The organism is Stenotrophomonas sp. ZAC14D2_NAIMI4_7 (assembly GCF_003086675.1).
In the GTDB taxonomy this organism is placed as follows: Bacteria; Pseudomonadota; Gammaproteobacteria; order Xanthomonadales; family Xanthomonadaceae; genus Stenotrophomonas.
Map to the genome: position 1 here is coordinate 26,416 of NZ_CP025995.1, position 13,163 is coordinate 39,578.

Below are 13,163 nucleotides of genomic sequence, written 5' to 3' on the forward strand. Positions count from 1 at the left end.
AAGATGCAGCCATGACTGACAACGCCGCTGCCACTGCGCGCATCCTGATCGTCGATGACGATCCGGAAATCGGCGCGCTGCTGGCCGAATACCTGGGCCGGCACGGCCTGCACACCGATACCGCCGCCGAAGGGATGGCCATGTGGGCAGCCCTGGATCGCCAGCGCTTCGACGCGGTGGTGCTGGACCTGATGCTGCCCGGCGAGGACGGCTTGGCCCTGTGCCAGCAGTTGCGTGCGCGCACGGCGCTGCCGGTGATCATGCTGACCGCACGCGGGCGCGCCGCCGACCGCATCCTGGGGCTGGAACACGGCGCCGATGACTATGTGGCCAAGCCGTTCGACCCGCGCGAGCTGCTGCTGCGGCTGCAGGCCGTGCTGCGCCGGGCGCAACCGGCGGCGCTGGCCACGCGGCTGCGCTTTGCCGGCTGGACGCTGGACACGCGCACCCACCAGCTGCAGGCCGACGATGGCCGCCGCCACCTGCTGGGCGAAACGGATTTCATTGCGTTGCAGCTGTTCCTGCGCCACCCCGATGAAGTGCTGGAACGCGATTACCTGGTGGAACAGGTCTATGGGCGCGACCGCCTGCCCAGTGATCGCAGCATCGACATGTGCATCAGCCGGCTGCGGCAGATGCTGGAACACGACAGCCGCGCGCCGCTGCTGATCCGTACCGTGCGCCACCGCGGCTACTGCCTGGCCGGGCCGGTGCTGGCCGATGGCTGAGCCGCGCCAGGGCTGGCCGCGCACCCTGTACGGCCGCCTGGTGCTGGTGCTGGTAGCTGGCATGCTGCTGGCCCAGCTGCTGACCGGCACGATCTGGCATGACGCTCGCTACGAGCGCGTGGCCGAGATTCCCGCGCGCCTGGCTGCCGCCCACGTTGCGCAGAGCCTGCGCCTGCTGGAAGCCCCACGATCACCGCTGGCCGGCGCCGACCCTGCCTTGCTATCCACGGCCGACCTGACCGTGCACGCGGTCGACGACGGTGGCCCGGTGCCGCTGCGCGCGCGTGACCGCGCCGTTGAACACCTGCTGCAGGCCGCACTGGCCAGCGAACTGGGCGCGCCGCGCGAATTGCACCTGCAGCACCTGCGCCTGTACGACGGGCAGGGACGCGAGGATGACAAAGCGCTGTCGGCCCGCCACGTGGCCGGGCAGTTCCAGTTGCGGGTGCGCAGCAGCATCGGCCGCTGGCTGCAGTTCGACGTGCGCGAAGGCCAGGCCGGCCTGCAGCTGGAGCCGGGCCACGCCCTGAGCGACTACCTGCTGCGCATCTATGGGCTGCGCACCTTGCTGATCGTGCTGCTGGCCCTGCTGGTGGTGCGCTGGCTGACCCGCCCGCTCACCCGCCTGGGTGCCGCCGCGCAGGCGCTGGGCCACAACCTGCACGCCCCGCCCCTGCCGCTGGAGGGGCCGCGCGAAGTGCGCCAGGCCGCGCAGGCCTTCAACCAGATGCAGCAGCAGCTGCAGCAGGCTGCGCAGGCGCGCGAGGAACTGCTGGCCGCGGTATCGCACGACCTGCGCTCGCCGTTGACCCGGCTGCGCCTGCGCACCGAACTGCTGGCCGATGAAAGCGCGCGCACGCGCTGGCGTGCCGATCTGGACGACATGCAGGAGCTGGTGGATTCGATCCTGGACTACAGCAGCGCCACCCAGCTGCGCGGCGAACGTGAGCCGCTGGATATCGACGCACTGCTGCGCACGGTGGTGGACGATGCACGCGAGGCTGGGCATACCGTGCAGCTGCAGGGACAGGTGGGCGCGGCCTACCGCGGCTTCCCGCGCAGCCTGAAGCGGGCGCTGGCCAACCTGCTGGACAACGCCGGACGCTACGGCGGCGGCGCTTGGGTGAAGGCCTGGAGCGACGCACGGGCCGTCCACATCCGCATTGTCGATGAAGGGCCAGGCATTCCTGCCGAGCAACGCGCACGCATGCTGCAGCCGTTCCAGCGCCTGGAAGCCTCGCGCAGCGCGCGGCACGGCGGTACGGGACTGGGCCTGAGCATCGCCGTGGCGGTGGTGCAGGCCCACGGCGGCCAGCTGTTGCTGGAAGACGGCGAGGATGGGCGCGGGCTGTGCGTGCGCATCACCCTGCCGCACGCCGGCAGGTAGCGCCGGGCCACGCCCAGCGCAGCCCGGCAGGGTCAGCCGGTCAATCCGGGGCCTTGGCCGGCACGAAGGGCGAGGTCGGGTCGCTGGCGGGGAAGGTCTCTTCCAGCGCCTGGTCCTGGTTGTCGCTGGCGTGCTGCTTGCGCTCGCGGCGCTTGAGCGGGCTCTCCTGCCCGCCCCGGTGGCGGTCGCCACAGTCCTTGCGGTCCTGCGCCGCCTGTTCAGGGTGGTGGACCACGGGCAGGGCGTCCACGTGCTCGGCAGGCATGCCGGCGCCGCGGTCCTCGGCGTCGGCCAGATCATGCTTGGCACGTTGTTCGCCCGGAACCGGGGTGTGGGTCTGGCGCAGGGGATCTCGGCTGGACATGGGCGTGCTCCGCAGACGGGGTGTCCACTACAGCGCCACGCGGGTAAAGGAACCGCGAACCCGGCGTCATGAACATATCTGTCACGGCTGGATAACGGCACCGCCGGTATTCCTGCCCACCCGCCCTGCTGCAGGAGCCGGCCATGCCCCGTCTTGAACGCCCCGCCCCGTCCGTGTTCAACGCCCTGCTGGACCCGGCCGCGCCGCGCCCGGCGCAGCGCCGCAGCCGTCGCCATGAAGATCCGCAGGCGGTGGCGCAGGACTACCTGCAGTACATGCTGAACGACTACGAGACCCGCCGTGCGCACGGCCATCGCAACTGGCGTGACCTGTGCCCGGTGTACGCCTTTGCGCTGACCACCCACGCCGCCGATTGGCCGCGCGGCGATGCCGCCGACACCTGCGAGGAACTTGCCGAGCACTGGGAGCAGATGCGCGGGCAGTCGCGCATGGGCTGGGCGCAGGCGCGCCCGGTGGTGGAAGACGCCTGGCGCGCGCTGGACCACATTCCGGCGGCAGCGGTGCGGCCGTTGCTGCAGTGATGCAGCGCCACGCCCGCGCGCGCCTGCACCACCCGCCCTGCACGGCCCCGACACGGCTGTTTCACAGCGGCCGACGGAAGCTGTGCGCCCCGCCGCTATGCAGGTGCGTGCCATGGCCCGCCCGATCTGGACCGGAACCCTTTCCTTCGGCCTGCTGAACGTGCCGGTATCGCTGATGTCCGGTGAACGCAAGGTCGACCTGCAGTTCCGCATGCTGGATTCACGGGATCGAAAGCCGATCCGTTTCGAGCGGGTCAACGCCGATACCGGCGAAGAAGTGCCGTGGAAGGACATCGTCAAAGCCTACGAGTACGACAAAGGCAGCTATGTCGTGCTGGAAGAAGGCGATATCCGCTCGGCGGCACCGGAAAGCCACGAAACCGTGGAAGTGGAAACCTTCGTCGATGCCAACGCCATCGATCCACGCTACTACGAGAAGCCTTACCTGCTGCTGCCTGGCAAGAAAGCCGAGAAGGGCTATGTGCTGCTGCGTGAAACCCTGCGCGACACCGGCAAGGCCGGCATTGCGCGGGTCGTGGTGCGTACCCGCGAGTACCTGTGTGCGGTGATGCCGCAGGGCCATGCGCTGGTGCTGATGATCCTGCGCTATCCGCAGGAACTGGTCGATCCGGAAGACTACAAGCTGCCCACCGGCAGCCTGGCCGACTACCGCATCACCGCCAAGGAAACGGCGATGGCCGGCCAGCTGATCGAATCGATGGCCGCCGACTGGGACCCTTCGCAGTACCACGATGAATTCCGCGAGCGCCTGCAGCAGGTATTGAACAAGCGCATCAAGTCCAAGGGCGGCACCACCCGCGTGGACGAAGAGCCGGAACCGCGCGAGGACGCCACCACCAACGTGGTGGATTTCATGGCGCTGCTGCAGAAGAGCCTGGATGCCAATACGCGCACGCCGGCGAAGAAAACCGCCGCACGCAAGGCGCCGGCGAAGAAGGGCAGCAAGGTGAAGAAAGCGAGCAAAAGCACCGCTGCCAAGGCGGCGAAGGCGACCAGGAAGGCTGCGCCGCGGCGCAAGGCGGGCTGAGCCGTGTCCCTGCATCAGTACCGCCGCAAGCGCCGCCTGGGCGGGGGCAGCGGGCAGACACCCGAGCCCGACGATGCCCCGGCAGCCGGCAACCCGAAGCAGCGCCCGCAGTTCGTCATCCAGCTGCACCACGCCAGCTCGCGCCACTACGACTTCCGTCTGGAGATGGATGGCGTGCTGAAGAGCTGGGCGGTGCCCAAGGGCCCGTCGCTGCGCGTGGGCGAGAAGCGCCTGGCGGTGGAGGTGGAAGATCATCCGCTTTCCTATGCCGGTTTCGAGGGCGACATTCCCGAAGGCCACTATGGCGCGGGCCATGTGCAGGTATTCGACCACGGCAGTTGGGCCTGCGAAGGCGACCCGCTGCAGGCCCTGGCCGACGGCAAGATCGACTTCGTGCTGCACGGGCAGCGCTTGGCTGGCGGCTGGAAGCTGGTGCGCACGGCCATGAAGGGCCGCCAGGTGCAGTGGCTGCTGATCAAGCGCGATGATGCGCAGGCACGCGATGCGGAGGCCGATGACCTGCTGGAGGATGCCGTGCCAGCGCGTGCGGCGAGGGGCACGCGTGGAAAGAAACCTCGCGCTGCGCCCCGCAAGGCCGATGCACGTTGGCACGCGCGCGCGCTGAAGCTGCCCGGTGCACGCGATCATGCGTACCCGCGCAGCTTCAAGCCACAGCTCACCGACCACCGCGACAGCGCACCCGACGGCGAGGGCTGGCTGCATGAGATCAAGTGGGATGGCTATCGCCTGCTGGCCGACCTGCACGAGGGTGAGGTGAAACTGCGCTCGCGCAATGGCCTGGACTGGACCGCCGACTTCCCCGAAGTCACCCAGGCCGTGCGCGCGCTGCCGGTGCGCGATGCGCGCCTGGATGGCGAGCTGGTGGTGCTCGATGCACAGGGACGCAGCGACTTCGCCGCCCTGCAGCGGGTGATCGATGGCAGTTCGAAGCAGCCGCTGCGCTACATCGTGTTCGACCTGCCCGGCGTGGCCGGCGTGGACATCAGCCGTGCGCCACTGGTCGAACGCAAGGCCTTGTTGAAGCAGCTGATCGGGCCGGAACCGGGCACGCTGGCCTTCAGCGATCACGTGCTCGACCACGGGCCGGCGGTGTTCGCCGCCAGTGGCGACGCCGGCTTCGAGGGTATCGTCAGCAAGCAGGTGGACGCGCCCTACGTGAACACCCGCGCGCGCAGCTGGGTGAAGGTGAAACATGAAGACAGCGACGAGTTCGTCATCGTCGGACACACCGCCCCCAAGGGCAGCCGGGTCGGCTTCGGTTCGCTGCTGCTGGCCACGCCCGATGGTGGTGGCCTGCGCTATGTGGGGCGGGTCGGCACCGGTTTCGACGATGCAAGCCTGAAGAGGCTGGGCAGCGTGCTGGCGCCCTTGGCGGTGAAGACGCCGGTGCTGGAACTGCCGGCCCATGTCCCGTTGCGAGCGTCCAGCGTGCGCTGGGTGAAGCCGCAGGTGGTGGCCGAGGTCGCCTTCCGTGGCTGGGGCAAGGAAGGGCTGCTGCGCCAGGCCAGCTTCAAGCGCCTGCGCAGTGACAAGGGAAAGCAGGACCTGCGCGTGGCACAGCCTGCCGCGGCGCGCGATGACACTGCCGTGGCCATCAGCCATCCCGAACGGGTGGTGTACCCGCGGCAGAAGCTCAGCAAGGGGGATGTGGCCGACTACTACCGGCAGATGGCGCGCTGGATCCTGCCGGAGATTGCCGCTCGCCCGCTGTCACTGCTGCGTTGCCCGGACGGCGTCGGCAAGGCCTGCTTCTTCCAGAAGCACCACGGACCGGGTCTGGGCGATGCCGTGCATGCCGTGCCGCTGCAGCAGAAGAGCGGGCGCGAGGACTACGTTTACATCGACGATGCGCGTGGCCTGCTGCAGCTGGTGCAGATGAACACTTTGGAGCTGCATCCGTGGGGCGCGACGGTGGACGATCCCGAGCATCCGGATCGGCTGGTGTTCGACCTGGACCCTGGCGAAGGCGTGTCCTGGGCGCAGGTGAAGGCCGGTGCCCGCGATGTACGTGACCGCTTGCTGCAGATCGGCCTGCAGAGCTTTGTGCGACTGTCCGGCGGCAAGGGCGTGCACGTGGTGGTGCCATTGCAGCCGACAGCCGATTGGGAACAGGCCAAGGCGTTCTGCGAAGCCTTCGCGCAGGCGATGGCGCTGCAGCAGCCCGATCGCTACGTGGCGACGATGAGCAAGGCCAAGCGCCGCGGCGTTATCTTCATCGACTGGCTGCGCAACACGCGCGGTGCGACCAGTGTGTGTTCGTGGTCGCTGCGTGCGCGCGAGAGCGCGGGCGTCGCCGTGCCGCTGCGCTGGGAGGAACTGGCGCGGGTGGCCGCGGCCGATGCCTTCCCGATGGCCAAGGCATTGGCACGGGCGAAACGGCTGAAGGCCGACCCCTGGCAGGGCATCGAGGGAGTGCAGCAGGTGTTGCCGCGCGGCAATCGATAGCGCCGGGCCACGCCCGGCGCTACCAGATCAATGCAGCGTGGATCAGAAGTCCGCGCGGATGCCGAAGGTGACGCGGCGGCCTGAGAACTCGTACTGGGTGGGGAAGGCCTTGTTGATCGTATAGCCGCTGGTCTTCTCATCCAGCAGGTTGATCGCTTCCAGGTTCACCTTCCAGGTGTCGTTCAGGCGCAGGCCGATGGACGCATCCAGCTGGCCATAGGCATCGCGGTAGACCGGGTACATGTTCAGGTGGATGTACTCGACGTACTTGTCCTTGTAGTTGTACGAGGCGCGCGCGCTGAAGCGATCGTTCTCGTAGTACAGGGTGAAGTTGTACGCCTTCTCGGCCAGCCCTTCCGGCGGCGTGGGAATGTCCAGGTCCGACGCGCCGGTCAATGAGTTGTCCAGCTGGGTGTAGTTGGCATTGATGCCCCAGCCTTCCAGCGCGGGGTGCAGCATCGACAACGGCAGCTGCGCCACCAGCTCCACGCCGGTCACCTTGTAGGAACCGTCCGCATTGACCGGCTGGTAGACCTCGAAGTCGTAGTAGCCGTCCAGCGAGCCGTTGGCATTGAGCTTCTCCACGCCGGGCACGATGCCGGTCAGCGACTGCCGCACCACGCCATCGATCTTCTTGGAGAAGTACGACGCGGCCAGCAGCCCGCCGTTCTGCAGGTACTTCTCAAGGCCCACTTCCCACTGCCGGGCGGTGGTCGGCTTCAGTGCCGGGTTGCCGTCCATGAAGCGGAAGCTGCTCCAGCTGACCGTGCGGCGGTAGGCGATGTCGGTCAGCGACGGGCGCATCAGCGTTTCCGATGCGGCACCGCGCAGCACCAGGCCGTCGGCGATCTCGGCGGTCATGTTGAAGCTGGGCAGCACATCGCTGTAATCGCCACTGCTGGAAATCGGCGTGGGCGTGTAACCGTTGCTGCCATCGGCGTTCTGCACCGGGTGGAAGCCGGCCGAATCCACATCGGTGTCGATCGAGCGCACACCCAGGTTGGCATACAGCGGCACCCGGCCGATATCGAAGTAGAAATCCGCCATGGCGTACAGCGCCAGGGTCTTTTCCTTCACTTCGTAGTACTGGCCCGGATCAATCGGCGTGCTGTAGCCGGGGTAGCGGAACGTCGCGCGTGCGTAGGCGTTGGACACCTGCTGCCAGTCCAGATCGCTGGGGCGATAGCCGCCGCCAGGTGCCAGCTGGCTGATCCAGGTCGGGTTGCTGTCGGCCAGGGTGCGGGTGTTCACCCAGGCCACGCTGCCGGCGCTGGGGCCCTGGATCTTGCCGCTGCCGAACGCGCGTTCCTTGGTCTTGTCGGTATAGCGCGCGCCGAACTGCACGGCGTTGAGCGCGGGGAAGAACGCAAGCTCCAGCTGCCGGCGCAGGTCGAGCTGCGCGGCGTACTTGTCATCCTTCACGTTCTCCAGTTCGGTTTCGTAGGCCTCGAACAGGTATTTCTCCGGCGAGGCATACATGTTGAAACCGTTGGAGGCTGCACTGGGCACGGTTTCGCCGCCGTCGGCGGTCCAGCGCGTGCGCGAGGGGGCATAGGCCACATGCTTCAGGTTGGCGTAGTCCGAATCCTTGCGCGCACCGGAATAGCCGACCAGCGCGTCGATATCCCAGCCGCCCACCTTCCAGTCCAGCTTGGTGCTGAACTGACGGTAGTCGGTGTTGGCGCTGCGCTCCTTGCTGAGGATCTCGTGCTGGGTGGCGGTGTAGGACACATCCTTCAGCACGGTGATGCCATAGGCCGACAGGGTGTCGCTGTCGTAGTCGTGGATGGTGTCGAGCGTGCTGCGGCTGGAGGCCGAATAGGCGGCCGCATCGTACTCGTCCTCATGCGTGTCGTAGCCACCGAACATGGCATCGAAGCTGAGCGAGAACGTATCGCTGGGCTTGAACTGCAGCGATGCGGTGGCGCCCCACTGGTTCTGCTCGTTCAGATAGACGCGGTCGCCGACCTTGTCCTGGAAGATGATGCGACTGGTTTCATCCTTGTCCATGCGGTCCTGCACGATGATGCCCGCATCGCGCGCCAGCACCGCGGCGGCCTGCGCGCCGCGCGTGCCGGACGCCTCCAGGAAGCGCCCCATCGGCCGGAAGTTGATGCCCGAGTTGGAGTCGGTACGGTTCGTGCGCTTAGCCTTGGAGAACGACACCAGGCCACCCCAGTCGCCCCAGGTGTCGCTGGACAGGAACGAGATCTTCGGATCGATCTTGCCGTTGATCGAGTTGTGCGAAGCTTCGGCCGAGGCGCTGAACTTGGGCTCGGCATAGTCGAAGGGCTTGGCGGTTTCGATGTAGACCGAACCGGCGATGCCCCCTTCCTCGTCGGCCGCGGTCGGTGACTTCTGCACCGTCACCGTCTGCACCACGTCGGCGGCGAAGATGTCGAACTGCACATCGCGCCCACCACTGCCCGAGGCCGTGGCCAGGTTGTTGATCGAGACCAGGGTGAACTCGCTGGGCAGGCCGCGCACGCTGACCTTGCTGCCCAGGCCCTTGTTGCGCTCGATGGTGACACCGGGCATGCGCTGCAGCGCTTCGGCCAGGTTCTGTTCGGGGAAATCGGCCACGTCGGTGGCCACGATCGAATCGGAGAAACCGATGTTGGCGCGCTTGAGGTCGACGGCCTTCTCAAGGCTTTTGGCGTAGCTGCCGGTCACGGTCACCGTGTCCAACTGCTGCAGCTGCTGGCGGATATCGCCATCGGCGGCCTCTTCGGCCATCGCGTCGATGGGCAGCACGGCCAGGCCGCCGATCAGCACCGCATGCACGGCGCGGGACAAAAGCTTCGCATGGGGAGCCGCAGCGGCGGCTTCCCGGATCTGGTGACGCATCGGATGATTTCCCGGTTCCCTGTGGTGTCTTACGCCGCGCCTGCCCCTTTATCCGTAGGTGCAGGCCCCTGCGCCGCGTTGCCGACGTTCGGCGGGCACCGAGCCTAGGGGGGAATTGTTAAGCCTGTGTTGCGCTGCGCGAGGGACGGCGCCCGAACCACCAGCCCAGCAGCAGTTGCACCGGCAGTGACAGCAGCAGGGAAACCGCGAACCAGCGCGGGAAATCGCCGCCCATCAGCCACAGACCGTAACCGGAACCGAGTACCAGCAGCAGCCACACCGTCGTGCCGTGTGCGCGCGGCCAGCGCGGCGCGTAGTAGGTAGCGAAGGCAATGGCGGCGATGCCGCCCAGCACGCTGAAGGCCAGGTCCCAGCCCAGCTGTGCTTCACTGCCGGGGTGCAGGCCGAACAACGACGGCAGCCAGCCGCCGGCGCTGCTGACCAGGGTAAGGGCAAGCAGCGCACCGATCAGGGCGACGATGGACAGGAGGATGGTTTTGAGCAGGGCAGGCATGCACGCATTGTACGGCGTGCCGGCTCATGCCTTGCCGGCGGCCTGCAAGGCGGCGAACTCTGCATCGCTGAACAAGCGCGAGCGCACCAGGAAGCGCACGCCTTCGCCGTTTTCCAGCGAAAACATGCCGCCCCGCCCGGGCACCACGTCGATGATCAGCTGTGTGTGCTTCCAGTATTCGAACTGCGACGGGCTGATATGGAAAGGCGCACCGCCGATCTCACCCAGGCAGACGTCACGGTCGCCCACGATGAAATCGCCCTGCGCGAAGCACATCGGCGAAGAGCCATCGCAGCAGCCACCGGATTGATGGAACAGCAGCGGGCCGTGGCGCGCATGCAGCCGCTCGATCAGCTGCAGTGCGGCCAGGGTGGCGGTGACCTGTGGCGGAAGGTCGTTCATGGGGGCCTCGTTGCGGGTCAGAGCCCTCTGCCCTTGGCAGAGGGACCTGACCCCTTGCACGGTCGCCGCGCCCGTGGGAGAGGGGGACGGGCGCGGCAGCCGTGCGCGGGAGGGTCAGGCGGCGAAGTCCAGCACCACGCGGCCTTCAATGGTGCCCGCGTGCATGCGCGCGAACACGTCGTTGACGTTCTCCAGGCGGTCGGTGCTGACCGTCGCCGCCACCTTGCCCTCGGCAGCGAACAACAGCGATTCCTGCAGGTCCAGGCGGGTGCCGACGATGGAACCGCGCACGGTCACCCCGTTGAGCACCATGCCGAAGATATCCAGCGGGAAGTTGCCCGGCGGCAGCCCGTTCAACGACACCGTGCCGCCGCGGCGGACCATGCCCAGTGCCTGCTCGAACGCCTTGGGCGACACCGCGGTGACCAGTGCACCGTGCGCGCCGCCGATCTCCTTCTTCAGGAATGCAGCCGGATCGGTGGTGCGCGCATTCACTGTCACCTGCGCGCCAAGGCGCTCGGCAAGCTTCAGCTTGGCATCGTCCACGTCCACCGCCGCCACGTTCAGGCCCATGGCGCGGGCGTACTGCACGGCCATGTGGCCCAAGCCGCCGACGCCGGAAATCACCACCCAGTCGCCGGGCTTGGTGTCGGTCACTTTCAGGCCCTTGTAGACGGTCACCCCGGCGCACAGCACCGGTGCGATCTCCACGAAGCCCACTCCCTTGGGAAGCAGGCCCACATAGCTGGCATCGGCCAGTGCGTACTCGGCGAAACCGCCGTTGACCGAATAGCCGGTGTTGCGCTGTGTTTCGCACAGCGTTTCCCAGCCGCCCAGGCAGTGTTCGCAATGGCCACACGCCGAGTACAACCAGGGGATGCCGACCCGGTCACCTTCCTTGATGTGGCCGACCCCGCCGCCCACGGCCACGACGTGCCCCACGCCCTCGTGGCCGGGGATGAACGGCGGGTTCGGTTTCACCGGCCAGTCGCCCTCGGCGGCGTGCAGGTCGGTATGGCAGACGCCACAGGCCTCGATCTTGACCAGTACCTCGCCCGCCCCCGGGCGCGGTACCACCACTTCTTCGATGACCAGCGGCTTGCCGAACTCACGGACAACGGCGGCCTTCATGGTTCTGTTCATGCATGGATCTCCGTAGTGCGCTTGCGGACAGAATGGCGCCGGCGGCGAACCGGCGCCTTGATCACGATCAAACTTCAGAAGAAACCCAGCTTCTTCGGCGCGTAGCTCACCAGCAGGTTCTTGGTCTGCTGGTAATGGTCGAGCATCATCTTGTGGTTCTCCCGGCCGATGCCGGACTGCTTGTAGCCGCCGAAGGCCGCGTGCGCGGGATAGGCGTGGTAGCAGTTGGTCCACACCCGCCCGGCCTGGATCGCGCGCCCGACCCGGTACAGGCGCGCCGCATCGCGGCTCCACACGCCCGCACCCAGGCCGTACAGCGTGTCGTTGGCGATCTGCAGGGCCTCTTCTTCGGTCTTGAAGGTGGTCACCGCCACCACCGGCCCGAAGATTTCTTCCTGGAAGATGCGCATGCGGTTGTGGCCCTTGAACACGGTGGGCTTCACGTAGAAGCCGCCGGCCAGGTCACCCTGCAGCGTGTTGCGCTCGCCGCCGATCAGCACTTCGGCGCCCTCCTGGCGGCCGATATCGATGTAGGACAGGATCTTTTCCAGCTGCTCGCTCGATGCCTGCGCGCCGATCATCGTGTTCGGGTCCAGCGGGTCACCCTGCACGATCGCCGCCACGCGCACCAGCACGCGCTCGATGAACGTCTCGTAGATCGACTCCTGCACCAGTGCACGCGAGGGGCAGGTACAGACCTCGCCCTGGTTCAGCGCGAACATCACGAAGCCTTCCACCGCCTTGTCGAGGAAATCATCGTCTTCGGCCATCACATCGGCGAAGAAAATGTTGGGCGACTTGCCGCCCAGCTCCAGGGTGACGGGAATCAGGTTCTGGCTGGCGTACTGCATGATCAGGCGGCCGGTGGTGGTTTCACCGGTGAAGGCGATCTTGGCGATGCGCGGGTTGCTGGCCAGCGGCTTGCCCGCTTCCAGGCCAAAGCCGTTGACCACGTTCAGCACGCCCGGCGGCAACAGATCGCCGATCACTTCCATCAGCACCAGGATCGAGGCCGGGGTCTGCTCGGCGGGCTTGAGCACCACGCAGTTGCCGGCGGCCAGGGCCGGTGCCAGCTTCCACGCCGCCATCAGCAGCGGGAAGTTCCACGGGATGATCTGCCCGACCACGCCGAGCGGTTCGTGGAAGTGGTAGGCCACGGTGTCCGCATCGATCTCGGACAGGCTGCCTTCCTGCGCACGCAGGGCACCGGCGAAGTAGCGGAAGTGGTCGACCATCAACGGCAGGTCGGCGTTGAGCGTTTCGCGGATCGGCTTGCCGTTGTCCCAGGTTTCGGCATGGGCCAGCAGGTCCAGGCTCTGCTCGATGCGGTCGGCAATGCGGTTCAGCACCAGCGCGCGCTGGGCGACCGGGGTGCGGCCCCAACCCTCCCTGGCGGCGTGGGCCGCGTCCAGCGCCGCCTCGACATCCTCGGCATTGGAGCGGGCCACTTCGGTGAACACCTGCCCGTTCACCGGCGAGGTGTTGTCGAAGTACTGGCCGCTGCGCGGCGCGACCCAGTCGCCGCCGATGTAGTTGCCGTAGCGCGGCTTGAAGATCGAACGCGGATCGGTGGCATGCGGGCGGGTGGACGGTACGGCGTTCATGCGGGGCTCCCAGCGGGTTGGCGTAGTGCCCGTGCTGGCGCAAGGACGGTGCCAACTGTTGCGTGCTGCGGCGCGTCACGTGGTCCTCCGCTGCCCCGCCTGCGCACCGGGCGCGCGG

Annotated in this window: 11 protein-coding genes; 5 read left to right on the top strand and 6 right to left on the bottom strand. The window is 67.4% G+C overall.

All coding sequences use genetic code 11. The features are described from left to right. Positions 1–11 precede the first annotated feature (11 nt). Positions 12–728 carry a response regulator transcription factor gene (locus C1922_RS00115; protein WP_108747921.1) on the top strand — a complete coding sequence of 239 codons (717 nt, stop codon included), beginning with the start codon at positions 12–14 and terminating at the stop codon, positions 726–728. Next, positions 721–2,115 (top strand): ATP-binding protein, encoded by a 1,395-nt coding sequence (locus tag C1922_RS00120; RefSeq protein WP_108747922.1) that lies wholly within the window; start codon positions 721–723, stop codon positions 2,113–2,115. The genes C1922_RS00115 and C1922_RS00120 overlap by 8 nt, the downstream gene beginning before the upstream one ends. A 40-nt stretch (positions 2,116–2,155) precedes the next feature. Here the strand turns inward: C1922_RS00120 and C1922_RS00125 are convergent, their stop codons facing one another. After that, positions 2,156–2,479: a hypothetical protein gene (locus C1922_RS00125; protein ID WP_108747923.1), complete on the bottom strand. Its 324-nt coding sequence runs from the start codon at positions 2,477–2,479 to the stop codon at positions 2,156–2,158. A 143-nt stretch (positions 2,480–2,622) separates the two neighbouring features. Here C1922_RS00125 and C1922_RS00130 point away from each other — a divergent pair, with 143 nt between their 5' ends. The 3 genes from C1922_RS00130 to ligD all read left to right on the top strand — a co-directional run bounded on the left by C1922_RS00130 (position 2,623) and on the right by ligD (position 6,535). After that, a complete protein-coding gene (locus C1922_RS00130) occupies positions 2,623–3,021 on the top strand; it encodes a hypothetical protein (RefSeq protein ID WP_108747924.1) in 399 nt (132 codons plus the stop codon). Between the two features lie 112 nt (positions 3,022–3,133). Next, a complete protein-coding gene (locus tag C1922_RS00135; protein WP_108751430.1) occupies positions 3,134–4,069 on the top strand; it encodes a Ku protein in 936 nt (311 codons plus the stop codon). A 3-nt stretch (positions 4,070–4,072) separates the two neighbouring features. Further along, on the top strand, positions 4,073–6,535 hold the full coding sequence (gene ligD / locus C1922_RS00140) for a DNA ligase D (protein WP_108747925.1): 2,463 nt from the start codon (positions 4,073–4,075) through the stop codon (positions 6,533–6,535). 42 nt (positions 6,536–6,577) lie between these two features. Here the strand turns inward: ligD and C1922_RS00145 are convergent, their stop codons facing one another. From C1922_RS00145 to adh, 5 genes are all read right to left on the bottom strand, one after another. After that, entirely contained in the window at positions 6,578–9,382 is a 2,805-nt protein-coding gene (locus tag C1922_RS00145; protein WP_108747926.1) for a TonB-dependent receptor, read from the bottom strand. A 118-nt stretch (positions 9,383–9,500) separates the two neighbouring features. Next, entirely contained in the window at positions 9,501–9,896 is a 396-nt protein-coding gene (locus C1922_RS00150; protein WP_108747927.1) for a hypothetical protein, read from the bottom strand. A 24-nt stretch (positions 9,897–9,920) separates the two neighbouring features. After that, the gene (locus tag C1922_RS00155) at positions 9,921–10,298 is read right to left on the bottom strand and encodes a DUF779 domain-containing protein (RefSeq protein ID WP_108747928.1); all 378 of its coding nucleotides are present in this window, start codon (positions 10,296–10,298) and stop codon (positions 9,921–9,923) included. A gap of 114 nt (positions 10,299–10,412) precedes the next feature. Continuing rightward, on the bottom strand, positions 10,413–11,441 hold the full coding sequence (adhP, locus tag C1922_RS00160) for an alcohol dehydrogenase AdhP (protein ID WP_108747929.1): 1,029 nt from the start codon (positions 11,439–11,441) through the stop codon (positions 10,413–10,415). A gap of 74 nt (positions 11,442–11,515) precedes the next feature. Further along, complete coding sequence (gene adh / locus C1922_RS00165) at positions 11,516–13,045, bottom strand: aldehyde dehydrogenase (protein ID WP_108747930.1); 1,530 nt, start codon at positions 13,043–13,045, stop codon at positions 11,516–11,518. Between the last annotated feature and the right edge of the window lie 118 nt (positions 13,046–13,163).

Bases quoted from the DNA above. Each gene is read 5' to 3' on its own strand.
- C1922_RS00115 (WP_108747921.1), top strand. From the start codon at position 12: ATGACTGACAACGCCGCTGCCACTGCGCGCATCCTGATCGTCGATGAC.
- C1922_RS00120 (WP_108747922.1), top strand. From the start codon at position 721: ATGGCTGAGCCGCGCCAGGGCTGGCCGCGCACCCTGTACGGCCGCCTG.
- C1922_RS00125 (WP_108747923.1), bottom strand. From the start codon at position 2,479: ATGTCCAGCCGAGATCCCCTGCGCCAGACCCACACCCCGGTTCCGGGC.
- C1922_RS00130 (WP_108747924.1), top strand. From the start codon at position 2,623: ATGCCCCGTCTTGAACGCCCCGCCCCGTCCGTGTTCAACGCCCTGCTG.
- C1922_RS00135 (WP_108751430.1), top strand. From the start codon at position 3,134: ATGGCCCGCCCGATCTGGACCGGAACCCTTTCCTTCGGCCTGCTGAAC.
- C1922_RS00145 (WP_108747926.1), bottom strand. From the start codon at position 9,382: ATGCGTCACCAGATCCGGGAAGCCGCCGCTGCGGCTCCCCATGCGAAG.
- C1922_RS00150 (WP_108747927.1), bottom strand. From the start codon at position 9,896: ATGCCTGCCCTGCTCAAAACCATCCTCCTGTCCATCGTCGCCCTGATC.
- C1922_RS00155 (WP_108747928.1), bottom strand. From the start codon at position 10,298: ATGAACGACCTTCCGCCACAGGTCACCGCCACCCTGGCCGCACTGCAG.
- adhP (WP_108747929.1), bottom strand. From the start codon at position 11,441: ATGAACAGAACCATGAAGGCCGCCGTTGTCCGTGAGTTCGGCAAGCCG.
- adh (WP_108747930.1), bottom strand. From the start codon at position 13,045: ATGAACGCCGTACCGTCCACCCGCCCGCATGCCACCGATCCGCGTTCG.